Below are 23,931 nucleotides of genomic sequence, written 5' to 3'. Positions count from 1 at the left end.
ATCGGTGAAGGTTGACTATTCTTTTGTACTGTTAGCGCTACTTATCCGATGTTCTTTACACTAGCAGCCAAATTGTATTGCTTCAATCATCGGCTGCATTGAAATAGAGTAGGCTCAGTTCTTTCTTACCCTAAAAAATAAATTCAAATATCAATAGCTTAAAAGGTAACTGCTTAAAATACTGAGTAATCAACTCAATGATTTCAATGTGGAAATATGTTTTGTAATCAAAGTTACTCTATTTTTTACTCTCTTCGATGAGGATGTTTTTGAGATTATCAAAGCTCTCTCTATGCGCCTCAAATATTGCTAACTGACCTTCGAAAGCGCCTTTGTAGAGGCTAATTGCAACAATCAGATCAGCTCTAGAGCCTGACGAGGAAATTGCTTCATCCATTGGTAAAACGTCGATCAATGAACTCAACCGCACTAACGAAACGAGATAGGGCCTTGTCCATTCTCGATTAGCTTGATTTGCATGAATTAAATAATCTGTTAAAGAGGCGTGATAAACAAGTTTAGCGCGCAAAGTTTCGTTATTTAAAACACTCATATCGCCGTTAGTAACAAGCTGCTGGTAGGTTTCTGACTGGCCTTCTGGGCGGGGTAAAGAAAATGCAGTTTCAAAAAAACGTTGCATCAGTTCAATATCAGCACCATTAGGGTAATTGAGAATTTGCTGTTCAAACTCTTCTACAATTGGCGTATTTGATTTAATGAATTCAATAGCCTCGACAGTATCGTTCTCAAGCATTGTAAAGTCGGAGTGCAAACGAGTAATGATTTGTAACTCACGTTTGCTGTCTTTGCGAGCTTCATTCCAACTTGTTATTTGAAAAGCAATCAAAATACCTGCAACTACAATAAAAAAGTCGATTGCTACAGCGAACCAATCTTGTGCTTTAACGTGTTTTGAAATTCTTCTCAATAACATGTCGAGTCCCTACGTTTGTGTTCAACAAGCTTAGCATACTATTAAACCTTGTATATGGCACTCAGGTTCGCTTTGGTGGTAGTGACCTTAAACAAATTGCATCGTTAAAACGCGTTAAAATCGGTAGTTTTAATTTCCAGTGCAGCCGTTATCAAATAGTAATTTTGAATATTTATTGTGTGTTATCGACTATGATTCGGAAACTTAACCTATCTTTCAATCTACTATTTACAAACATGCTATGAAAAGTGATGTAAATTTCATTACAATGTCGCAATTTTCAGCATTGAATAGCGCAAATAATGCGTTTAGTGGAATTCAGACTTTTTAAACAAGGGCCTCAGTGGAACAACAACAAACAAATCGAATCGCATTAGGGATTGAATACGATGGCAGCAATTATTATGGCTGGCAAAGACAATCTCAAGTCACTAGTGTGCAATTGCATTTAGAAAAAGCCTTGAGCAAAGTTGCAAATCATCCTGTCGCTGTATTATGTGCTGGCAGAACAGATGCTGGGGTTCACGCTACTGGTCAAGTAGTGCATTTCGAAACACCTGCTTTTCGACCAGAAAGAAGTTGGACATTAGGGGTGAATACGCATTTGCCCAAAGATATTGCTGTCAAATGGGCGAAGCAAGTGAGTCCCGATTTTCACGCGCGTTTTTCTGCGGTAGGACGACGCTATCGTTATATTATTTATAACAATCCATTTCGCCCAGCAATACTGGCAGGTGGCTTGACACATATGTATACTGAACTTGACCATCAAAAAATGCATGAAGCAGCACAATGTTTGGTGGGAGAGCATGATTTTAGTGCATTCAGAGCCTCGTTATGCCAAGCTAATTCACCAGTGCGTAGGCTCGAACATATTCAGGTTACACGACGCGGTCAATACATTATGATTGATGTGCAAGCAAACGCATTTTTGCATCATATGGTACGAAATATTACCGGCAGTCTTGCCGTAATAGGCAGTGGTGAGCAACCGGTTGAATGGATGAAAAAATTGCTTGATCAAAAAGACAGGGCTAAGGCAGGGGCTACGGCTAAACCAAATGGCTTGTATTTAGTTGATGTACTTTATCCTGAGCATTTTGGGATTCCTGAGATTCCCCTAGGTCCGGCATTTTTCTGAGTGTCTTTCGATCAATCGGAATCAGTGTTACTACTTCTTAGACCAGTTTTGTTTTCTTCCCAAGACTAAACTATGTTTTAATGGCGAGAATAGATATTTTACGTCGATAAGATGTCGATAATGCGATATTAATCATGATTTTGGCGAAAATAGCAGCATATACAGCGCAAATTTTTGCAATTAGGATGAATTGAATGAGTTGGATACAAAAAATACTACCGCGAACCCAGTCCTCTATTAAAAGTAATGTGCCTGAGGGGATTTGGACTAAATGTGGATCTTGTGGAGCGGTTTTATATAAAACCGAATTAGAGAAGCAGCTTGAAGTGTGCCCTAAATGTGATCACCACATGCGCATCACGGCTCGAGCAAGAATTAACTCCTTTTTAGATCAGGCCGATCGAAAAGAAATCGGAGAAGATTTAGAGCCTCAAGATGTATTGAAATTCAAAGACTCTAAACGTTATAAAGATCGCCTAGCCGCCGCTCAAAAAGCAACCAAAGAAAAAGACGCTTTGATTGTTATGCAAGGCAAATTGAAAGGCATGCCAGTAGTTTGTGCCGCATTTGAATTCTCATTTATGGGTGGCTCCATGGCCTCGGTTGTTGGCGCTCGTTTTGTCAAAGCAGTAGAAGCTTGTTTAGAACATAATATGCCATTGGTGTGCTATTCAACCAGTGGTGGCGCGCGTATGCAGGAAGCATTATTTTCCTTGATGCAAATGGCTAAAACCAGTGCAGCTTTAGCGCGAATGAGTAAAAAAGGCTTACCCTATATATCAGTTTTAACTGATCCTACTATGGGTGGAGTTTCCGCCAGTTTGGCTATGTTAGGTGATATTAATATCGCTGAGCCTAAAGCATTAATCGGATTCGCAGGTCCAAGAGTTATTGAGCAGACCGTACGTGAAACTTTACCTGATGGTTTCCAACGCAGTGAATTTTTAGTGGAGAAGGGCGCTATCGATATGATTGTTGACCGTCGCCAGATGCGTGACAAAATCTACGATTTATTGAAAAAGCTACATACACAGCCCCATTAATGTCAAATAACACATCTACAGAAGACCAGAACAAGCCTAGTTTGTCCTGGTCTCTTTCTACTTGGCTAGATTATTTACAAGCCATCCATAGCAAATCTATCGATATGGGTCTTGCCCGAACCCAGCAAGTCTATGAGCGTTTGAATTTAGATTTTTCAAACAGTTCTGTGGTGACTGTTGCCGGAACTAATGGCAAAGGCACAACTTGTCGAATGATTGAGATGGGGTTACGCATGCAACAACAAACTGTTGCTGTGTATAGTTCACCGCATATTATTGATTATAGAGAGCGAGTGCGCATTAACGGCTTGATGCTAAGCGAACAAGAGCATGTGAATGCGTTTATGCAAGTAGAGCATGCTCGAGGTGCTATTTCGCTTACCTATTTTGAGTTTGCTACCTTAGCTGCGCTAGTGTTAATTGCCAATCAGCAACCAGACTTTGTGGTGTTGGAAGTTGGTTTAGGCGGTCGTTTGGATGCGGTTAATATAGTTGATCCCAATCTCGCTGTAATTACAAGTATTGCCCTTGACCACCAAGATTGGCTAGGGGATACCCGAGAGCTTATTGCTACAGAAAAAGCCGGCATAATGCGTCCCAAGGTTCCTGTAGTTGTAGGCGAGCCAGTGCCACCAGAAACACTGTTAATAGCGGTTGATAAAATGCAAGCGCAACCATCTTGGCAAGGAAAAGAGTTTGGCTTTGAGGATTGTGATACAAGTTGGTGTTGGTATAATCAGTCAGTCCAATTTAGTGATTTATCAATTCCATTGATCCCAATGCAAAACGCGTCAACGGCGTTGCAAGTATTGAGTTTGTTAGGGCATTTACCTCGCAATCAAGATGAGGTCAACGAACTCATCGAAAAATCGAGCTTACCTGGGCGCTTTGAAGAGATTAGTCAGCAGCCTAAGATCATTGTTGATGTCGCCCATAATCCGCAAGCAACCGAGTTATTGGCCGCACGAATTGGACGAATGAAATACACGCAATTGCATCTGGTTGTGGCTATGTTGGAAGATAAAGATATCGCCGGTAGTTTTTTACCACTTGAATCGCTGAAAGCCAATTGGTATGTTGCGTCTCTTAATGTGCCTCGCGGCGCAAAGAGTAAACAATTAAAAACAGTGCTCACTAAATCACAAAAAGTGGTAGAGTTTGAGCATGTTTCTGATGCGCTACTTGCAGCAACGAAAAATGCTGGAAATGATGATTTGATCATTGTGTTTGGTTCATTTTTCACGGTAAGCGAAGTGTTGCAAGCATCTTAATTCGACTGAATAAATATACGATGCTACTGGTCTAAAAGAGGAAAAGTCTTGTCTTCAGCACTACAAAACCGATTGGTGGGCACCATTATAGTCGTTGCATTAGCAGTGATTTTTCTGCCTGATTTGCTCGATGGTGAAAAACAAACTAGCCAAGATCTATTTGAATCAATACCAGATCAACCTAAAATGCGTGAACTTAATGAAACGCAAGATTTCCCTCTCGAGCAAGTCGAACAAGAAGTAAATCGCAAGGTTGAAATTGTACCTGACGTAGCAATCGACGATTTTGAGATTAACCAAAATGAAGATAACAACGAGCTGGCATCGCGCCAAGACTCGCCGGTTAATGATTCATCTTCTCAAAAAACTGAAAATAAAAAAATTACCCCGAGCGAAATAGATCACCCGATTGAAGACAAAGTAGAAGTCAATCCCGGTAAAATGGACAATCGTTTACTAGCCAAAGCAGGTTGGGTTGTTCAATTAGGTGTGTTTCGTCATCAAAAAAATGTCAGCGAATTGCTTAGTACACTGCGAAATGCAGGTTATCAAGCATTCAGTCGACCAGTTCAAACGAGCACTGGTGAGTTAACAAAAGTGTTTGTTGGACCTGAGTTAAATAAAGAAAAACTGCAAAAAGCGGTTCCACATCTTCGCGAATTGACTAAGTTGCAGGGTCGAGTAACACCATTCACAGTGAAATGAATACTAGAAATATATGCTATCTCTGATAGAATGCGCGCGATTTTAACGAACCAACAATTAATATGACCGGGTCATTATGAATTGGATAGATTTCACCATCATTGGCGTTATCGCTGTCTCCACCATTATAAGTTTGGTACGGGGATTTATTAAAGAAGCTATCTCTTTAGCTATTTGGTTCGCCGCTTTTTTTATTGCTAGCCAATTTTATGAATACCTTGCCGTCTACATGACTAAATTTGATGATCAGATGGTCAGAAATGGGGTGTCCATAGCGATTTTGTTTGCCAGTACGCTGATTCTAGGCGGATTGATAAATTACTTAATTGCGCGCTTAGTACAGTTTACTGGACTCACAGGTACCGACAGAGCCCTTGGCTCAGTTTTTGGTATTATCCGTGGCATTCTGATTGTGAGTGCTGCTTTGTTCTTCTTAGATACCTTCACTACTGCTTCCGAGTCGTCTTGGTGGATAGAGTCAGTCTTAGTTCCTGAATTCACTCCCATTATTGAGTGGTTTTTTAGTTTTATACAAAATAACTCCAGTTTTTTAACGCCGAATAAATAGGTAAATTGCATGTGTGGTATTGTCGGAATTGTTGGAAAGAGTGCAGTAAGTCAAGCACTTTATGACGCGTTAACTGTTCTTCAGCATCGTGGGCAAGATGCCGCAGGGATCATGACTATAGATGATAAAATGTTTCATCTAAGAAAAGCGAATGGATTGGTGCGAGATGTATTTCACAACCGCCATATGCAACGTTTAACAGGCCAATTTGGTATTGGTCATGTGCGTTACCCCACTGCAGGGTCTTCAAGCTCAGCAGAGGCCCAACCGTTTTACGTCAACTCGCCATTTGGAATTGCTTTTGCACACAATGGGAATTTAACCAATGCCCATGATTTGCAAGATGAAGTATTCCGTATTGCCAGACGACATATCAATACGACGTCTGATTCAGAACTTTTATTAAATATTTTTGCCCATGAATTACAACAATGTGCAGGTTTAACCTTAACCCCTGAAGAGGTTTTCACCACGGTTGCCAATGTGCACAAGAAGATTCGTGGCGCTTATGCTGTGGTTGCTGCGATTATCGGCAATGGCATGGTTGCGTTTCGAGACCCATATGGCATACGTCCTCTTGCTTTAGGTAAGCGTAAAACTGAGCAGGGTGATGAATATATGGTTGCATCCGAAAGTGTTGCTCTAGATGCCGTAGGTTTTACGTTTATTCGTGATGTCGCACCAGGCGAAGCAATATATGTGACTGAAGAAGGTGAATTATTTACTAAACAGTGCGCGCAAAACCCTAAAAATATTCCCTGTATTTTCGAATTTGTTTACTTCGCAAGACCTGATTCCTTTATCGATGGAATATCAGTATATGCCTCGCGGGTGAATATGGGTAAAAAGCTAGGTCAGAAAATAGCCAAAGAATGGGCTGATTTAGATATTGATGTGGTTATTCCTATTCCGGAAACGTCTTCCGATGTAGCGTTGCAAATTGCTATAGAGTTGGACTTACCTTACCGTCAAGGCTACGTAAAGAACCGTTATATCGGTCGTACTTTTATCATGCCAGGTCAAACGCTTAGACGTAAGTCGGTGCGACGTAAACTTAACGCCATTAAATCAGAATTTAAAGACAAAAATGTTCTTCTGGTTGATGATTCAATTGTACGCGGCACTACATCTGAACAGATTATTGAAATGGCCCGTGAATCAGGTGCCAAGAAGGTGTATTTCGCGTCAGCTGCGCCAGAGATTCGTTTTCCAAATGTTTATGGTATTGATATGCCAAGTGCAAATGAATTGATCGCTTACGGCCGCGATATCGACGAAATTAGTGAGTTAATTAAAGCTGATGGGCTGATTTTCCAAGATATTCAAGATCTAGTTGAAGCGGTTAGTGCTGAGAATCCTGCCATTACTCGTTTTGAAACGTCTGTATTTGATGGTGAGTACATAACTGGTGATATTGACCAAGCTTATTTAGAGAGAGTTGATGGGGCCCGTTCTGAAGGGGCTAAAAAATCAATGATACAAACTGAATTAAGTAATTTGGAAATGCACAATATTGATTCGGATAATGACGATTAAGCCTATATTTAATCACTGTGATTAAATTTGCGGTTTATCGTTGATTTACATTAAGTGAGGCTCAGGCCTCACTTTTTATTTCAGCCTTGTAAACCCGTTACTGCTATTTTGAGCACGTTAAAAGCATCCCTTGGAATTGTGAATTATATCGGCCAGCCACCAAGGGCTTTCCATCTATTGACCATAAAACAAAATAACTCGGCGGTTTTCATCGTATCGTAAAGTGCTGAGTGGGCTTCTCTTTGGTCAAATTCGATTTGTGCCGCTTCACAGGCCTTAACCAGCACCGTCTGACCTAAGGTTAAACCGGCTAAACTGGTGGTATCAAATGATACAAAAGGATGGAAAGGAGTGCGTTTAATATTACACCTTTCAATGGCTGCATTCACAAAGCCTTGGTCGAATGATGCATTGTGGGCAACAATCACTGAGCGTTGGCATTCCGCTGCTTTTTGTTCTTTTCGGATCTCTTTGCACAAATTTTTAATTGCTTCAGATTCATCAATCGCGCCTCGTAATGCACAATAAGGATCAATACCGTTAAAGTCCAAAGCGGCTTGTTCGAGGTTTGCGCCCTCGAAAGGGTTAATATGGTAATGGAACGTTTTATCTATCTGAATGTCTCCAGAAGCTGTCATTTTCAATGTCACTGCTGCTAATTCTAATAAAGCATCAGTTTGCGCATTGAATCCAGCTGTTTCAACATCAATGACGACTGGGAAATATCCTCTAAATCGTTGGTTCAACAGGTGAATTGGATCTGACATGATAACCTTATTAATCGACAACATAGCTTGCTATTATGTCAACCTTTAAAGCCTTGTACCAGTTCAGTTGTGAATATGTTTAGGCGCATTTGCATTTGATAGGTCTAGTTGGTTATTATCCGTACACAACGGGTGATTAAACTTTTTGTTTCTAGTGTCGATATCTATAATGGATAAACACTATTTACTGGATTTCTGTCTGATATGAAAAAGTGCGCGATTTTTTTGGGCTTAACCCTCAGCTTTGCTAGCCAAGCTAGCTTGCGTCATTATGCAGCGCCAGTTGAGGATTCTCAGTGGCAAGTCAGTCAAAAAAGTCGCTTGCAATGTACTTTGAGTCACCAACTTCCTGGTTATGGAGAAGCTGCTTTTTACAGCACGGCTTCTAAGCAACTGAATATGGAATTTGAGTTGCAGATGTTAAGGTTACCAAACACCTATTCTGTTGCCTCCGTTTATTCAGTCCCACCCAAATGGATGCCAGGACAAATGCAGCGTGAAATTGCGCAAATGCCAATTCGCAAACAATACAATAGTGATTTACCGCAAAAAGCCGCTTGGACAATGTTAACTGAATTGGAAAAAGGTTTTTGGCCAACACTATATTATCAAGATTGGTATAGTGACTTCGATCGTATCGCTGTGGGTTTAAATGCCAGTAACTTTTCGAAACCCTATGTTGAGTTCGCTGAGTGTGTCGCTAATTTATTACCTTTTGCATTTGAAGATATTGCATACACAGTGCTAAGTTACAACAGCAATAGTACAGACTTAACCAAATACTCTAAAAAACGCCTACAAATGATCGGGGACTATTTAAAAGAAGATACAGATCTTGAGCTGGTTTTGTTAGATGGATACTCAGATAGTTATGGTGGTCGTTGGAACAACGAACAATTATCTATTCGTCGAGCAGAGGAAATTAAGGCGTACTTCACCGAAATGGGAGTAGATTCTTCTCGAATTGAGGTGACAGGTCATGGTGAACGCCGTCATGCGGCGACCAATACGAATAAGATGTCTCGTGCTAAAAATCGTCGAGTCATCATTCGAATGGCTAAACCCTAAATTCACAAAGCTCGCAATCGCGAGCTTGTTAGTTTTTACTAGTGACTCTAGAGCAATATCATCGCTTTTCTAAGTAATTTTCCAGCACATCGGTAAAGTCGGTAAATAAACCATCTACTTTTAAATCTTCGAATAGGATGTCTAGCACCTGTTGCGAAGAATACTTGGCTGGGAGGTCGTCTTTTCTAAATGTATAAGGATGAATTAGCAGCCCTGCTTGATGGGCATTGGCTAGTAAACTAGTTGGTGTTTTATTCGCAAAATCAAATAGTTGTGGAATCCATGGGCCAATACCTTGGGCTACTTTTGCAATTTCTTTGAGACCTTGTGCGGATTTCAAATATTCATAGTCAGAATTCGACTCTTGCCAACTGTTTTCAGCAATAAGCTGAATTAACTTCACCTTGGCATTTAACTCGTTCCTAAGACGCTGTGTTTCTGCGAAGTCAAAGCATTGCACATAAACATGGCTGTCTTGGTTATCCAAACCGTATTTACGCAGGATATTCAGGGTGATTTGACTTAAGTCCGCTCCGTGAGTTTGGTGCCAAAGGGGCGATTTGATTTCCACATAAAGACCCACATCTCGCTTAAATTGCCGATTAAGTTGTTGAATCAAATTAATTTGTTGTTCAAATGTGGCAATCTTAAATGATGACTGTCCATGATAGCGCTCTTGATTACGAGGCTCCTGAAAACGATAGGGGAATACTTGTTCGCCTTTGTCATTTGTCCGCTCGTGTACATTAAGGGTTTGCAGTTCTGCCAAGGTGAAATCGAACGCGTAGTAGCGGCCGTCAGCCCGATGGCGTTTAGGGAATATTTGTTCGACGTTGGTCACGGTTTCAAGGTGTATGTCATGCAGTACTACCGGTATTAAGTCTTTGCTCAAAACTAAATCTTGTTCTATGTAATCGGCCCCTTGGGAATATGCAAGGACAGCGGCTTCTAACGTATGCTCAGGCAAGTATCCGGAAGCCCCGCGATGGGCGATAACTATCGGCTTGGCGTAAAGTTGCATGCAAAATAGGCACAACAATATTAATAGTGGGAGCTTGTACGGCATATATTCCTACCTGTATTTAATTGGGACATTCAAATTATTCATTCCGTCAACCATAACACCAGCATATGAAAGTTCGGTGACTATAGTCACTTATCCCAGTATGGGATTTCGCTAAAATAGGCTGCAAAATAGTCAATGAACACTCTTACTTTAGTGCAGTAACCGAAAGCGGGAAAAACAATCCATACACCTTCGCTAACCAATGATAGCTTTAACTAGCCATACTGCGCTGAATTTCACTTTTGGCCGCTAAAGCGACATTTAGGAAAGCATTCACAGTCGCGCTAGGATTATTCTGTTTGAATTGAATTTGCAGGGGAATTTGTGTGTCGACATTTTCTAGTGCAATAAAATGGCACCCTCGGCTATACAATTTACTAACACAAAATGGTGCGATCGCCACCCCTAAACCTGCAGCCACTTCTGTCACTAAGGTTTGCATATGCTTTGGTTGACTTATGATATCCGGTGAAAATCCGGCTTGTTTGCACAGGATGATAGTTTCATCAAAGAGCCCAAGGGCCTCATCACGATTGAAAATAATAAATTGTTCAGTCTTTAACTTAGCCAGCTCAACCTGTTTAGCACCTGCAAGAGCATGGCTTTGGCTGACTAGTGCAACGAATTTGTCGATATAAATATCGTGACGAATAAACTCATCAGCAATTGGCGTGGGCAGGGGCCTTGAAAATGCAATATCGATTTTATCTTGCTTAAAGGCTTCAATTTGTTCGGTTGCTGTCATTTCAAATAGGCTAACATGGACTTCAGGAAACTGGGATTTGTAGGTTCGGATCAAAGTGGCCATAAATGATAAACAAGCTGAGCTTAAGTGAGCAATATTCAGTGTACCCACTTTTCCACTGTGGGCACGCTTAACCTGGCTTTTTGCCTTATCTGTAAGGGTTAGGATCGCGCTAGCATCTGTTAACAACTGCTCACCGGCTGGGGTTATCGCGACATCTCGAGAGTTTCGATTAAATAACCTTACCCCAAGCTCCGCCTCTAATGCAGAAATATGTCGGCTAATGGCCGGTTGTACAGTATGTAACTCTCGCGCAGCTTCTGAAAAGCTTTTGTGTTTAGCCACAGTTATAAAGCTTTTTAATGTTTTTATGTCCACGATTGCCCCCAAGTTTACTTATATATAAAATCTGTATAGATTCCATAAAATGTTATCATTTTTGTTATTAATAAATAAGCCCTATGCTGGCGCTATGATTTATTTACCTGACATAAAATATGACTCATTCGGAGCCAGAGCAGTTGTTAAGTCCCTTTATGCTACTGCTAATGACAACTGCCATTGCTGCAACTGCCGCAAATCTGTATTACAACCAACCTATTTTGCCGCTAATTGCCAGTGAATTTAGTTTAAACGACTTACAATTAGGTAGTATTCCCGCATTAACCCAATTCGGTTATGCCTTTGCTTTATTGTTTATATCCCCACTCGGTGATTCAGTCGTGCGGCGGCAACTAATAGGTATATTATCCTGCGTGCTAGTGTTTACTTGTGGAATGGCAGTGTGGGCACCTAACATCACAATACTGTTAATCGCAGTGTTTTTAATTGGTGCCAGTGCCAATATCACTCAGCAGTTAATTCCTTTTGCCGCGTCAATGGTGTCTATGGAAAACAAAGGTACAACCCTTGGCACATTAATGATGGGATTAACCATTGGTATTTTACTCTCCCGAACATTAAGTGGATTGGTCGGGGAGCTCTTGGGTTGGCGCAGTGTATTCGTTATGTCAGCGTTATTAGCCGCCTTACTTGGTGTTTTGCTTTGGGTATTTTTGCCGTCAAATAAACCCCAAGCATCGCTGCGCTATTGGCCATTAATAAAAAGTACCTTGAGCCTATTTTGCCAGCATAAATCACTGCAGCTGTTTACCTTTTCCGGCGCACTTTGGTTTGCTTCCTTTAATGTCCTGTGGGCAACATTGGCTATTTATGTCAGCGAAGCCCCCTTTGATTACAATGCTCAACAAGCCGGATTGTTTGGTGTGATCGCATTGGCTGGTGTGATTGGGGCGAAGGTTTCCGGTAAATGGGTGAATAGATTTGGTTCTAAAACCTTAATCAAAATGGCCCTCGTTTTAGCCGCTGTAGGATTTGCCATAACGGGATTATTTGCTGGCAATCTTATATCGTTAATTATCGGAATTATTCTTATCGACTTTGCCATTTTTAGTGCTCAGGTGGCTAATCAGGTGCGTGTTTTTAGTATTGATCCAACCGCCCAAAGCCGAATTAATGGTATTTACATGCTCGGCTATTATCTTGGTGGAGCATTAGGCTCGGTTGCTGGTCTGCGGGCATTTTCACTTTTTCAATGGCCCGGTGTAGTAGCCATCAGTATGCTATTTATTTTGTTTAGTGCGGCTTTTAATTCGATGGCAAAAACTAAACAGCATTCACTTTCAACAGTATGAGAGACTTTTCATGACTAAACTCAACAGGCTAGGTCGCTATACCTTGCTCTGTATTGCCTGTTTAACCATTATGGTAGGGGCCGTTATAGCACCTGGCTTGGTTAGTATATCCAATGCTCTTGGGGTAGCCGACAACGCCATATTATTAGTCACATTGCCCGCCCTGGGCGCGGTTATCTGTGCGCCTATTGCGGGAAAGTTGATTGATAAATATGGTGCGTATCCAGCGCTGATTATTGGTTTATTTTTATATGGGCTGGTGGGGGCGAGTGTATATTGGTTGCACGCGCCGGCTTGGATATTTGCCAATCGTTTTTTACTCGGGGGAATGACGTCGGTCGTGATGGCTGGGTGTACGGTGTTAATTTCTCATTGGTATTTTGCTGAAGAACGCTTAAATATGATCGCCAAACAGGGCATGGCAATTGAGCTAGGCGGGGTGGTATTTTTGTTTGTAGGTGGTTTGCTAGCCGCTCAACATTGGGCGTTACCGCTGTCACTTTATTTAATTGCTTGGGTATTTTTGGTGATGCTGTTACTTTTCGTTCCCCGTCGATATCCGGCTGGAATACAAGCGGAACCTGAAGAAGACTCGCCAAAATTACTCTCTGGCTTTTCCCTCAACAGTGTTTACCTTAGTGCAATGCTGTCGATGGTTTTATTTTTCACTGCCTTTGTTTTAATGCCCAGTAATATGCAAGAGCAAGGTTACAACGAAACACAAGTGGGCTTTTTATTAGCCTTTATTTCATTGATGGCGGTACTCGCAGCCTCTTTTCTCCCCAAGCTTTGTAGACTATTCAGTGAACAAGGTGTTTTATCCGTGGCGTTTATTAATTTTGCGGTGTCTTACATTTTCTTTCTACAAACAGGCACAGTCTGTTTAGTAATTGGTGCGGTTATTATCGGCTTTGGTTTTGGATTTAGTATTCCTTTATTAAATCACATGATCGTTGCGCGAAGTGCAGTAAAGGTGCGCGGTAGAAATTTATCGTACTTCACCATGGCGGTGTTTTTAGGGCAATTCTTAACGTCTTTTGTTGAGTACATACCAGGTGGAATAGACAATATATTTTTAAGCTGTATGGCGCTATCTGTGTTCATTGCCAGCATTTTATGGATTAAAACGATGAGATTCACAAACAAGGTAAAGAGTTCAACATGACAAATTTAGTAAAACCCATTCCTGGTAGTACATTTCCGTCCATTGAAGCAACGCTTCTTGATGGCTCTAGGGTTAACTTAGGACAGGCTCACGGTGATGCTGATTGGCAAATGTTGATTGTATATCGAGGCCAGCATTGCCCATTATGCGTGCGATACTTAAATTTATTAGAGCAACACAAAGAAGCGTTAAATGCTATTAGGGTGAGTGTCACTGCCGTCTCAGCAGATTCAAAGGCACAACTAACCGACAACATGGACAGCTTAGATGTGTCTTTTCCTATCGCTTATGGCTTAACCGTTGAGCAAATGAAACAGCTAGGCTTGTATATCTCGGCTCCGCGTTCTGAAACTGAAACCGATCATGATTTTTCAGAACCGGCCCTGTTTGTCATAAACGGGGAGGGGGTATTGCAGGCTGTGGATATTTCCAATGCGCCTTTTTTACGCCCAGAATTAGACGTGGTAGTGAGAGGGTTAACCTTTGTTCGTAAACAAACGGACTACCCGATTCGCGGCACACTAGTTTATTAGTTATTATTTTCTAAACCCCTAATCCTAGATAAGTTTGAGGATTAGAGGGTTTAGGTTGTTAGGCTAAATTTACCGCTGCCATTTATGGCTTTAATTCAACATCCGAATCGGCAAGTAAATAAATAGTAGCGGCATAAGCAGCAATATTTTGCGCTAGAGCGTCAGGCTCAATTTTATCTAATGTGTCGTCTGGCGTATGGTGTAAATCAAAGTAGTCTTGTCCGTCTTGATTTAAACGAATTGTGGGTACGCCTTTGGCGGCCATTGGAATAATGTCGGGGCCACCTCCTGGTGCATCTGAACGGCCTCTAACGATACCTAATGGGGCTAGAATTTTGCCAATTTCATCGATTAACAAGGTGGCTTCGGGGTTGAGGTTCGATTCTAGCTGCCAAACGCTTTGCGCGCCAAAATCTGACTCCGTGGCCAGTACATGGTTGCTTAAATTCGCTGCATGCTGTTTGGCGTAGGCAAATGCACCTAAAAGCCCGACTTCTTCTGCACCGAACATGACCACCCGAATAGTACGTTTAGGACGCTTAGGTAACTTTGCAATCAGGGCTGCGGCAGCAGTGGTAATAGCAACACCCGCACCATCATCTACAGCACCAGTACCTAAATCCCAGCTATCTAAATGGCCACCTATTAGCACAATCTCTTCCGGTTTTTCGCTACCAATCAAATCAAAAACAACATTTCCGCTGCTGACTTCACCCTTCCAGTCAGATTCAGAGTGAAGAGATATGCTAAGGGGCTTATCTAAATTATGTAAACGACGAAGGTGGTCAGCATCTGGATTAGAAATGGCAATAACCGGAATACTTGCCCATTTGTCACCATCTTTACTCATCATGCCTGAATGCGGGAATCGATGGGAGTCTGAGCCCACTGAACGCACGACTAATGCATCTGCACCACCGCGCTGAGCGTGTTGCCATCCCACTCTGCGGCGTTGGTTTGCCTGTCCATAACCTGCGCCAACCTGACTCTTAACCATGATATCGCCATCAACAAAAGCGATTTTGCCTTTTAGCGCTCCTTCTTTTACCTCCATTAGTGCGTGAATATCTCTAAAATAGACCACTTCAGCATTTATATTTTGTTTTGATGGTGCGGCTCCACCTAACGCTGTGCCGTATAATTCTTGGTTGTAAGGAGAGGTAAGGGATATGTGTAAGTTGCCTCTATCCCAGAATGGCATGGTAAAGGGTTCAATGTTCGCTTTATCGAACCCTAAACTTTTACCTAGTTTTAAGCCCCAATCTCTGGCACGTTTTTCCGCTTCAGATCCCGCTAGGCGAGGGCCAACTTCAGTGGTCAATGACGTGACTATGTCCATGCCCAGATCACTCTTTAAGGCGGTTTGTATCAGTTGTTCAGCGGTTTGTTTCTGTTCAGTGCTCACAATGGCTTCAGCGGCCAACAATTGAACACTAAAAAGACTCAGTATTGTGCCAAGAACAAGACGTTTACGAAGGTGCATGATTTCTCCATTTATTATTATAGGTGCTCAGGTTGGTTATCGTATTAGTAACAGTTTGGTGAACGTTTAGGGTTAAACGTAATTGGAAAATAAAAATCGTCTGAACATCTTAACTAAAACACTATCTAAATTCGATACGCTAAGTAAAATTTCCTCGGCTAACCTATAGTTAATGTGCAACTTTATGTTGCCATTAGTCTTATTTTTAAGCTCAAAGAGGCAGGAATCATACTTGCCGCTCTTGTCTTTTTTCCTGTCATTGCCGATATTGTCTTAGCCTCGGCAATAATTTGCCTAATTGCTTTTATAACCCCATTGAAAATCAGCCTAAGGGGTTAGCCCGCAGCCTAATGGCGCAGCTCCTGTTAGTTAACCTGTATCAGCCTAAATCAAAAACAGTACCTTTGGCATAGTCATTGCTGCTCAAACTTATCATGCTAAACAAACCGATAATTAGTGGAGATTAGCACTAAATTGACTAATGGGAATGTAATGGAAATAAATAACAATAGTCAGCTGAGTTCTATCTATCAAAGCAGTAAAAACCAAGGTGTAGATACTACTCATTCGAATCTGCTACCTAACAATGACAGCCATGCAGATAAGGTCACTCTGAGTCAGGCCGGCCTTGATGCAGAAACAAAATTACAAGAAATTGCTAGTCAGTATGATCCGACTAATATGTCATATAACGAATTAACCCATATGTCGTCAGAGTTACAACTAAATGGGTTAATCACGCCACAACAGGGATTAGCAATGAGAGCGCCTCCAAGTCGAGATTTTGATGCCGATGAAAAATATGACGTATTAGCCTTGGCAAGAAAGTCGGTGGAGTTTGATCAGTCTATTGGCACGGTACAAAACAAAGATGCAAAGCTAAGAGCCAATGTACTTAATGTTTTAGAGAGCTTACAAAGTCAAAATTATAGAGGTTAAAATGGACGTCACCAATCGTATTTTTAAAACTCACACACAAACTCTACTGCAACCTAATCAATCGAAAGGAAACAATGGCTTTTCGGAATTATTAGCCGCTTATCAACAAAATCATCAGGTTCAAAAGGTAGAAAAGCCCGCTACGAATGCGGTTTTCAGTATGAATACTTCCCAAGGTGACCAACAAGAAATCAATCTAGATGAATATCTCACGCCTGGCGCGCTACCTAACCCGGTGAATTTAAAGGACATACCCTTATTACTGCCAACAGCGCACAACATTGATACCTTATCTAAATACTCGCAAAACGAGTTTAAAGCATTGTTAGCACAATATGGCATACCCTCACCACCGGCAAGCATAGAATTCAACACTCAGGGACAGTTAGTTTTACCGGCTGATTATGCATATTCGACACAGTTGACGCAGGCGTTTACAGAAAACCCCAAAGTTGAAAATGCACTGCGCACAACAGCCGCTATTGCTAGTCATTATGCCGGTATTATGGAAGGGCAGCCTTTTCGTGACGAAATGTCGACAGCAAGAAATCAAGTTGATAGAGATAGAATAGTGGCGAAATACAGCTATTTATTTGATGATAACCGCCCCGCTATACAGATTGTTTTAAGCTTTTTAGACGATGGCAGTATGTTGTTAGGTGAAAAATCATAGGTGATAAAGGTTTGCGGAGCTGTGGCGGGATTGGGGTAATTAAACCTTACCAATACCTAGTCAAACAATTCATTTTATTGGCTTCGTAAGATACTCATAATTCGGTCATATATGATGCCTGTAAGTATCACTCTATCTTCACCGGTAGTGTTGGTAAATTGAATGACAACGGTATCAATATCTGGGTGATATCGGGCAATACTTGAATAGCCGAGCACCCAGCCTGTATGATTATATTCATAAAGTGAAGCATAAATTTTGCGTTCTGCTTCGGTAAACACACTTCCATCGTTTAGGGCTCTTAAAAAGATCCCTACATCTTGTGCACTGGCAACGTAACCTTGATCGAGGTGTTTAAAGTCTTGATCATAACCAACGTAATATCCGCTCATCAGCTGCTCACTATCTACCTCGTTGATGGAGAAAAACGTGGAATTTAAGTTTAATGGCAAAAGGATCTCATTCTTTATGTAGCGAGAGTAGTGGTAACCTAAGGTTTCTGTCATTATTTTTTCAAGCAACAGATAGTTAGTATTGGAGTATGCGTAATCAGTTCCTGGTGGGAAGTCCGCAGGTTTGTCTAATACTAAACTCAATACGTCAAGGGAGTTTGATGCCCAATCAAAGCCTTCCTGATCGGTGAAGTTAGGAATACCACTGCGGTGCTCTACCAACATGCGCAGGGTAATTTTATTTGCATATTCAATACGTTCAGCTAATTGAGGCAAATAGTCTGCAAGGCTTTGGTCCAACTTGAGCTGATTGGACGCGACTAGTTTAGCGATTGCCGCCGCTTCATATAATTTTCCAATACTGGCAATTTTAAATAGAGCATTGCCATAGGCAGGTACTTTTTCTTGTCTATTATGCCAACCACTTGTATACAACTGGGCAGGTTTATTGGCCTCATCCACATAGACAATGATTCCGTCTATACCTTGTGACGTTGCTTCATGAACTTGTTGCTCAATGGAGTTAGGTACTGGCTTTAAATAATACAGCCCGTATTCCCAAGGCGCGAACAAATAAATACTTGTTGTTGTCAGGAAACAAGCGAGTAAAACCTTAAGTGTGATCTTTTTCCATTTTTTCATGGGCACTCTTAGCCTAAAGCAAAACACGGCAATCAAAATATAGCGTTAATGTCATTCACTTCTAGTGTGTTTGTGGTGGTTCACTTAAATGAAAACCTTTAAAAAACAACCACAATGGTAGAAGTAGTTCAAATAATGCGCCAGGAATATACAGCACGCCACCGCCAATATTAATGGCGAAAAAATCGGCGCTGACTTTTAGCAACAATAACAAATAGCCGACAAGGCCTAAAGCGGATAATAACCTTGGGACTAAACGGTGTTGATAAAAGGTAACGCAAAGCATAAAGCCGCAAAGGGCTAGGGGGATCATGCCCAGTTGAAAACTAACATAACGTTGCTGTTTTAGAACATCTGCCATAACACTTAAATAGTCAACAGTGGGGGCGATGGCTGTTACCATTTCTTTGCTAATGGCTATTAAAGAAAATAATGCTAATGCGCCAATAAGTAGCATAACCGCTTCGATGATCCTAAAGCTAACATAGGTCAAAGCGATTCGCTGACTAAGAGGTTTAATGATGGGAAATATAACGGTGGCTATAGCCACTACAGCGGCAGAGTTAACAAACTCCAATAGGGCGGCTACGGTCAAAAGGTTTCTATTCGGGTACAGATAAAGGATAAAATCAGGTGCACTAAATAGCGTCGAAATGATATGACTCGCCGTCATGTAAGCGCCTGTTGATATAATAAATAACGCGCCCACCAGACGAGCAGCGAACAAGTTTGACATATGAATTTTCCTCTAGATGATTTTTGATGATAGGGAAAGTTTCAAGGATTTCGAGACTAACGTCGTCCAAATGGGCCCATTCGTTCATTATTCTTTCGTAGTATTATGATTATTCATGAGCATGCGATAGGCCGACGGGGTTACGCCTTCGGTTTTTTTAAAGGCAGAATTAAACGTCGAGCGAGAGTTAAAGCCCGACTCCAGCGAGATATCAATAATTGATAAGGTTGTTGTAGTTAACAGTCTTTTTGCTTCTTCTACACGATAATTGTTAATGAACGAGAAAAAATTAATCTGTAAATGCTGGGATAGGGTCTCGGAAATATGATTTTGAGATATGCCAATGGCTTCAGATAATCGGTGAAGGCTCAGTTCATTTTCACAAAATAAGCGTTCCCCTTGCATCACTTTGTGGAGTTTTACTGCAATTCTCTTCATTCTATCATCGTCTAATGCGGCTGCTCGAGGTTGCAAATCACTGTCTTTTGATTTGTCTGTTTCTGACAATAAAGGTTGATTAAGTGATAAGTGAGCAAACGCCAAAAGCAATAGTAAATTTAGCATTGGAATAACGACACCCGATCCAATCCAGCTTACGCCAATAAAATTCAATATATATTCAATGGTGTAAAGCACCCAAACACTACCCCATAAAAGTAGAATTGTGCGTAACCAATCCAGTGATTTTTTTTCAATAACCGAAAACCTCTTCATGAGCTGAACTTTGTGGTTGTTTAGAAGCCGGTAGGTTGCGCTAAAATACAATAGCGTGGAGATTAAAAAGGTAAGGGTAGAGAGTAAGCAAGTTAGAAGAGCAAACTTGTAGAGTTCAGCATCTCGGGTGAGTGGATCCGCAAGAGAAAGTTTTTGTTCGGTGGTCAGCCCTAAGGCGAAAGGGAGCAATACTAAAATACCCAGTACGGGACCAATACTAGCTGTAAGCATAGATTTCGTGCTTAACACATTTGAGCGGGTCATCATGGAACGCGCGTAAAAGTAAAATGCGGGACCAATCAATGTCGCTAAGGGGAATTGTAATCCTACTAGATTGGGGAAATACCGATACCCACCTGACACCACAAGTAAATCACCAAATGTATGAATAGAGAGAAATATCAGTACCCCGGTTAGATAGTAAGTGTGTTTTTGCCCGCCCCTAGCACTCAACAAAGTCTGAGCAATAGCAAGGCCTGCAATGCCCAGTTGAAATGAAAAGATTATTGTTGGTAACACTTTCACAATCATTTGAGATTCTTTACTCGTTTTTTTAGGTTAGGGTTTCGATTTTGTTAGCCTGTATTATGGGATAAACAGACCGCAAAGGCCAAACCAAGATTTTCGCCATAAAGAGCTTATTTGGCTTAGAGGGCTTGAATATGAGATGGCTTAAATATGCACCTAATTTTGATACTGGAAATTTGATGATTGGCAACTATTAAATGGTCGAGCTGAAGCTAATTTGACGGGTAAAATACTCCTTCAAGAAGGTCAGTAATAACCTCAGTTTTTTTGTGTTTGCAGTGCCTGGCGGGAACACACCATACACATTTATATCGCTGAATACATAGTCATCAAGTACTCTTTGTAAGGTGCCAGCTTGTATTTTAGGCCAAGCGTCATAAATAGGGATGCGGGCTAAACCGTGACCGGCTTCAACAAATGCAGTACGCGCCGCTGCATTATTAGTGCTAATACTTCCTTGGGTGACAATACTATAAGCGCGACTGCCCTTTGTTAGGTTTACTACGCCTGAGGTTAATTTGTAAATTACCCATTGATGATTGGCTAAATCAGTATGATTCTTTGGTTTACCATATTGGCTAAAGTACTCTGGAGAACCGCACAAACAGGTTTTTAGGGTGGCAAGTTTACTTGCTTGTAAACCCGAGTCAGGTAAAGGGGCTCCGCGGACCGCCAAATCGATTCCTTCCTTCATAATATTCACCACTTCATCCGTAAGCATCACATCCAGCTCAATTTTAGGATGAATTTTTTTGAATTCATTCAGTGCAGGCACAATTGTTTGTAATCCAACATTTACCGGGCAGGTTATTTTAAGTAGGCCGATGGGTTCATTTTTGACATTTTCAATTTGTTGATTGGCGGCATTGGCATGTTCGGCAATAGCATGACAGCGTTCATAAAAGGCTTGGCCAGCTTCTGTGAGATTGATTGAACGAGTGGAGCGGTTAAGTAATTTCACCTCGAGTTGAGATTCAAGTTTTTTCAGGTGATAGCTGACTACCGCGCGAGAAAGCCCTAAATGTTTTGCTGCGGCACTTAAGCTACCTTGTTCAATAACCTGAGCAAAAACAACCATACTTTTGAGACGTTCAAATGAAACATTCATACCGCAACCTATCAATGAAAAACAAATACCAAATCAATTGTATCAATTATTGATACAATGTTGTCAATTTTATCTGCATTGTATACTTTTTTTGAGAGCCTATACTCCTTCCATAGAAAATGAAAACTCACTTAAACAAGCTTGCTTGTTTTGATAAATGGATGAACAAAAATGAATAAAAAAATATTAATGGTACTGACTTCACACGATAAACTTGGCGACACTGGCAAGAAAACCGGTTTTTGGGTTGAGGAGTTCGCCGCCCCTTATTATGCTTTTATTGACGCTGGTGTTGAAGTCACCTTAGCTACGCCACAGGGCGGACAAGCCCCTATTGATCCCACAAGCAAACTCGCAGAATTTCAAACTGCCGCCACTGAACGTTATGACTCAGACGATGCTGCCCAAGCCAAAATTGCGACCACGGTGAAATTGTCTTCTGTTAGTGAAGGTGACTTTGATGCTGTTTTCTACCCTGGAGGTCATGGACCTTTATGGGATCTTACTGACAATCCAGATTCAATCACTTTGCTAGAAAGTTTTTTAACTGCAGGCAAAGCGGTTTCTACCGTTTGTCATGCTAGTGCCGCTTTATTAAATGTAAAACAAGCGTCTGGCGATTTTGTTGTAAAAGGAAAAGCGGTAACCGGCTTTACCAACAGTGAAGAAGATGCCGTGCAATTAACCGATGTGGTGCCATTTTTACTTGAAGATGAACTCATTAAGCGTGGCGGTGATTATCAAAAAGCTCAAGATTGGGAAGCATTTGTTGTACAAGATGGCCTGATTATTACTGGTCAAAATCCAGCGAGTTCAGCTTTAGCCGCTGAAAAGTTACTCGCTCACCTTGGTGCATAAGGGTATTTCTACATTTTTTTCTTGGCAAAGTTTTAGGATATAAATCAATGTTAAATTTCAGTTTTCAAAATCCAACCCATATTCATTTTGGTGAAGGAAAAATAGCCGCCATTTCCCAGCAAATACCATCGGATGCAAGAGTTTTACTGGTTTATGGTGGTGGCTCCATAAAAAGTAACGGCGTGTATCAACAAGTGGTTGATGCTCTTGAACAACATACTTGGTTTGAATTTTCAGGTATTGAGCCTAATCCAAGTTACAACACATTAATGAAAGCTCAGGGGATTATTAAAGAACAGCGAATTGATTTTTTACTAGCTGTAGGCGGTGGCTCTGTGGTTGATGGCGCTAAATTTATTGCCGCAGCGACCTTCTTTGAGGGAGATGATCCAAGTGAGGAGAAAGATCCATGGGATATTCTCACAAAGCAGCACACCATCACAAAAGCGTTACCCATAGGCGCAGTTTTAACCCTGCCAGCCACAGGTTCTGAAAGCAATGGTAATGCAGTTGTTACCCGAGATGGCAATAAACGTGCATTTTCAAGCCCTTTAGTGCGTCCACTATTTGCAGTTTTAGATCCGAAAGTCACATTGTCATTGTCTGATCGTCAAATCAGTAACGGTGTTGTTGATGCGTTTGTTCATACTATCGAGCAATACTTAACCTATAGCGTTAATGGCAAAGTACAAGACCGTTTCAGTGAAGGGTTATTGCAAACCTTAATTGAAGAAGGGCCTAAAGCTTTACAGCCAGAAACCAAAGATGACCTAGAAATTAGAGCCAATATTATGTGGTCGGCAACCATGGCATTAAATGGACTAATTGGTGCCGGTGTACCACAAGATTGGTCAACCCATATGATAGGTCATGAATTAACGGGAGCGTTTGGCATTGACCACGCACGTACGCTATCCATAGTATTACCAGCTGTCATGAAAGTCTGTCGTGAGAATAAGCGTGAAAAACTACTGCAATATGCAGCGCGGGTTTGGCAGATAAATGAGGGGGATGAGGATGCTCGTATTGAACAAGCTATTCTGTTAACCGAACAGTTTTTCAAAACAATGCAAGTACCCACCCGATTATCTGACGTAGATCTTGGTGCAAAAGATATCGATTTACTTATTGATGGGTTAAAACAGCATGGCATGACCGCACTTGGTGAACACAGTGATATCACCCTAGACAAAAGTCGAGAGATCTTAACACAAGCCTTGTAAACATCGGGAAATCACTGGTGGAGAGTACTCACACAAGTCTTCAATAATACAAGCACCGCAACGGGGCTTGCGCGCTACACAGATGTATCTACCATAGAGTATCAGCCAATGATGCACATCGACTTTAAATTCTGCCGGAACCACTTTAAGTAGTTTCTGCTCAACCTGATCGACGTTTTTGCCCATGGCGAGTTTAGTGCGGTTGGATACTCTAAAGATGTGGGTGTCTACGGCGATGGTGTCCACGACGATAGTGGGCCAGGCAATTGCGGCAGTATCGCTGTTGATAAACTCAACCCTATAATTCTGAAAGAGCAGGTTAGTGCCAAAAGTATCTGT

General features: G+C 41.4%; 23 protein-coding genes and 1 pseudogene. 14 read left to right on the top strand and 10 right to left on the bottom strand.

Annotated features, from left to right (window positions below; genetic code table 11):
• Positions 1-238: 238 nt before the first annotated feature.
• Complete coding sequence (locus tag Q4567_RS09860) at positions 239-934, bottom strand: DUF6090 family protein (RefSeq protein ID WP_303500243.1); 696 nt, start codon at positions 932-934, stop codon at positions 239-241.
• A gap of 343 nt (positions 935-1,277) precedes the next feature.
• Between Q4567_RS09860 and truA the strand changes: the two genes are divergently transcribed.
• The 6 genes from truA to purF all read left to right on the top strand — a co-directional run bounded on the left by truA (position 1,278) and on the right by purF (position 7,198).
• Positions 1,278-2,075, top strand: coding sequence for a tRNA pseudouridine(38-40) synthase TruA (truA, locus tag Q4567_RS09855; protein ID WP_303500242.1), 798 nt, complete (start codon positions 1,278-1,280; stop codon positions 2,073-2,075).
• Positions 2,076-2,269: 194 nt separating this feature from the next.
• Complete coding sequence (gene accD / locus Q4567_RS09850; RefSeq protein WP_303500241.1) at positions 2,270-3,118, top strand: acetyl-CoA carboxylase, carboxyltransferase subunit beta; 849 nt, start codon at positions 2,270-2,272, stop codon at positions 3,116-3,118.
• Positions 3,118-4,389, top strand: a complete 1,272-nt coding sequence (folC, locus tag Q4567_RS09845; protein WP_216050226.1) for a bifunctional tetrahydrofolate synthase/dihydrofolate synthase — start codon at positions 3,118-3,120, stop codon at positions 4,387-4,389. Before accD ends, folC begins: the two co-directional genes overlap by 1 nt.
• 48 nt (positions 4,390-4,437) lie before the next feature.
• A complete protein-coding gene (locus Q4567_RS09840; protein ID WP_216050227.1) occupies positions 4,438-5,094 on the top strand; it encodes an SPOR domain-containing protein in 657 nt (218 codons plus the stop codon).
• Positions 5,095-5,170: 76 nt separating this feature from the next.
• Positions 5,171-5,662: a CvpA family protein gene (locus Q4567_RS09835; protein WP_216050228.1), complete on the top strand. Its 492-nt coding sequence runs from the start codon at positions 5,171-5,173 to the stop codon at positions 5,660-5,662.
• Positions 5,663-5,671: 9 nt separating this feature from the next.
• Positions 5,672-7,198: an amidophosphoribosyltransferase gene (gene purF / locus Q4567_RS09830; protein WP_216050229.1), complete on the top strand. Its 1,527-nt coding sequence runs from the start codon at positions 5,672-5,674 to the stop codon at positions 7,196-7,198.
• Positions 7,199-7,341: 143 nt separating this feature from the next.
• On the opposite strand, the gene rnt is transcribed toward purF, so the two are convergent.
• The gene (gene rnt / locus Q4567_RS09825) at positions 7,342-7,965 is read right to left on the bottom strand and encodes a ribonuclease T (protein WP_303500240.1); all 624 of its coding nucleotides are present in this window, start codon (positions 7,963-7,965) and stop codon (positions 7,342-7,344) included.
• Positions 7,966-8,169: 204 nt separating this feature from the next.
• On the opposite strand from rnt, the gene Q4567_RS09820 reads away from it, so the two are divergent.
• Entirely contained in the window at positions 8,170-9,033 is an 864-nt protein-coding gene (locus Q4567_RS09820; protein ID WP_216050231.1) for an OmpA family protein, read from the top strand.
• Between the two features lie 58 nt (positions 9,034-9,091).
• Here the strand turns inward: Q4567_RS09820 and glpQ are convergent, their stop codons facing one another.
• Both glpQ and Q4567_RS09810 read right to left on the bottom strand, forming a co-directional pair.
• Positions 9,092-10,099, bottom strand: a complete 1,008-nt coding sequence (glpQ, locus tag Q4567_RS09815) for a glycerophosphodiester phosphodiesterase (protein ID WP_303500239.1) — start codon at positions 10,097-10,099, stop codon at positions 9,092-9,094.
• Between the two features lie 211 nt (positions 10,100-10,310).
• Positions 10,311-11,222 carry a LysR family transcriptional regulator gene (locus Q4567_RS09810; protein WP_216050233.1) on the bottom strand — a complete coding sequence of 304 codons (912 nt, stop codon included), beginning with the start codon at positions 11,220-11,222 and terminating at the stop codon, positions 10,311-10,313.
• Between the two features lie 119 nt (positions 11,223-11,341).
• Between Q4567_RS09810 and Q4567_RS09805 the strand changes: the two genes are divergently transcribed.
• Genes Q4567_RS09805 through Q4567_RS09795 form a run of 3 tightly spaced genes read left to right on the top strand, consistent with a single transcriptional unit; the run spans position 11,342 to position 14,236 of the window.
• A complete protein-coding gene (locus Q4567_RS09805; protein WP_303500238.1) occupies positions 11,342-12,538 on the top strand; it encodes an MFS transporter in 1,197 nt (398 codons plus the stop codon).
• A gap of 10 nt (positions 12,539-12,548) precedes the next feature.
• Positions 12,549-13,703, top strand: a complete 1,155-nt coding sequence (locus Q4567_RS09800; protein ID WP_216050234.1) for an MFS transporter — start codon at positions 12,549-12,551, stop codon at positions 13,701-13,703.
• A complete protein-coding gene (locus Q4567_RS09795; RefSeq protein ID WP_216050235.1) occupies positions 13,700-14,236 on the top strand; it encodes a redoxin domain-containing protein in 537 nt (178 codons plus the stop codon). The genes Q4567_RS09800 and Q4567_RS09795 overlap by 4 nt, the downstream gene beginning before the upstream one ends.
• Before the next feature lie 82 nt (positions 14,237-14,318).
• Here Q4567_RS09795 and Q4567_RS09790 read toward each other — a convergent pair whose 3' ends face one another.
• Complete coding sequence (locus Q4567_RS09790; protein WP_303500237.1) at positions 14,319-15,719, bottom strand: M20/M25/M40 family metallo-hydrolase; 1,401 nt, start codon at positions 15,717-15,719, stop codon at positions 14,319-14,321.
• A gap of 492 nt (positions 15,720-16,211) precedes the next feature.
• Here Q4567_RS09790 and Q4567_RS09785 point away from each other — a divergent pair, with 492 nt between their 5' ends.
• Positions 16,212-16,658 carry a hypothetical protein gene (locus Q4567_RS09785; protein ID WP_303500236.1) on the top strand — a complete coding sequence of 149 codons (447 nt, stop codon included), beginning with the start codon at positions 16,212-16,214 and terminating at the stop codon, positions 16,656-16,658.
• Position 16,659: 1 nt separating this feature from the next.
• Positions 16,660-17,331: a hypothetical protein gene (locus Q4567_RS09780; RefSeq protein ID WP_303500235.1), complete on the top strand. Its 672-nt coding sequence runs from the start codon at positions 16,660-16,662 to the stop codon at positions 17,329-17,331.
• A 74-nt stretch (positions 17,332-17,405) separates the two neighbouring features.
• Here the strand turns inward: Q4567_RS09780 and Q4567_RS09775 are convergent, their stop codons facing one another.
• The 4 genes from Q4567_RS09775 to Q4567_RS09760 form a co-directional block, all read right to left on the bottom strand.
• Positions 17,406-18,425, bottom strand: a complete 1,020-nt coding sequence (locus Q4567_RS09775; protein WP_303500234.1) for a serine hydrolase — start codon at positions 18,423-18,425, stop codon at positions 17,406-17,408.
• Between the two features lie 61 nt (positions 18,426-18,486).
• A complete protein-coding gene (locus Q4567_RS09770) occupies positions 18,487-19,161 on the bottom strand; it encodes a DUF4386 domain-containing protein (RefSeq protein ID WP_303500233.1) in 675 nt (224 codons plus the stop codon).
• Positions 19,162-19,248: 87 nt separating this feature from the next.
• Positions 19,249-20,400, bottom strand: a complete 1,152-nt coding sequence (locus Q4567_RS09765) for a helix-turn-helix transcriptional regulator (protein WP_303500232.1) — start codon at positions 20,398-20,400, stop codon at positions 19,249-19,251.
• Positions 20,401-20,596: 196 nt separating this feature from the next.
• Entirely contained in the window at positions 20,597-21,511 is a 915-nt protein-coding gene (locus tag Q4567_RS09760; RefSeq protein WP_216050242.1) for a LysR family transcriptional regulator, read from the bottom strand.
• Between the two features lie 171 nt (positions 21,512-21,682).
• On the opposite strand from Q4567_RS09760, the gene Q4567_RS09755 reads away from it, so the two are divergent.
• Positions 21,683-22,369, top strand: coding sequence for a type 1 glutamine amidotransferase domain-containing protein (locus Q4567_RS09755; RefSeq protein WP_216050243.1), 687 nt, complete (start codon positions 21,683-21,685; stop codon positions 22,367-22,369).
• 47 nt (positions 22,370-22,416) lie between these two features.
• Entirely contained in the window at positions 22,417-23,592 is a 1,176-nt protein-coding gene (locus tag Q4567_RS09750) for an iron-containing alcohol dehydrogenase (protein ID WP_303500231.1), read from the top strand.
• On the opposite strand, the pseudogene Q4567_RS09745 reads toward Q4567_RS09750, so the two are convergent.
• A pseudogene (locus Q4567_RS09745) lies at positions 23,575-23,832 on the bottom strand (hypothetical protein); the annotation flags it as partial. The gene Q4567_RS09750 and the pseudogene Q4567_RS09745 overlap by 18 nt on opposite strands.
• Positions 23,833-23,931: the final 99 nt, after the last annotated feature.

Origin of the sequence: Aliiglaciecola sp. 2_MG-2023 (assembly GCF_030548145.1) — a bacterium.
GTDB lineage: Bacteria > Pseudomonadota > Gammaproteobacteria > Enterobacterales > Alteromonadaceae > Aliiglaciecola > Aliiglaciecola lipolytica_A.
Note: the sequence above shows the minus strand (reverse complement) of the source record. Positions and strands in the feature narration are given on the sequence as shown.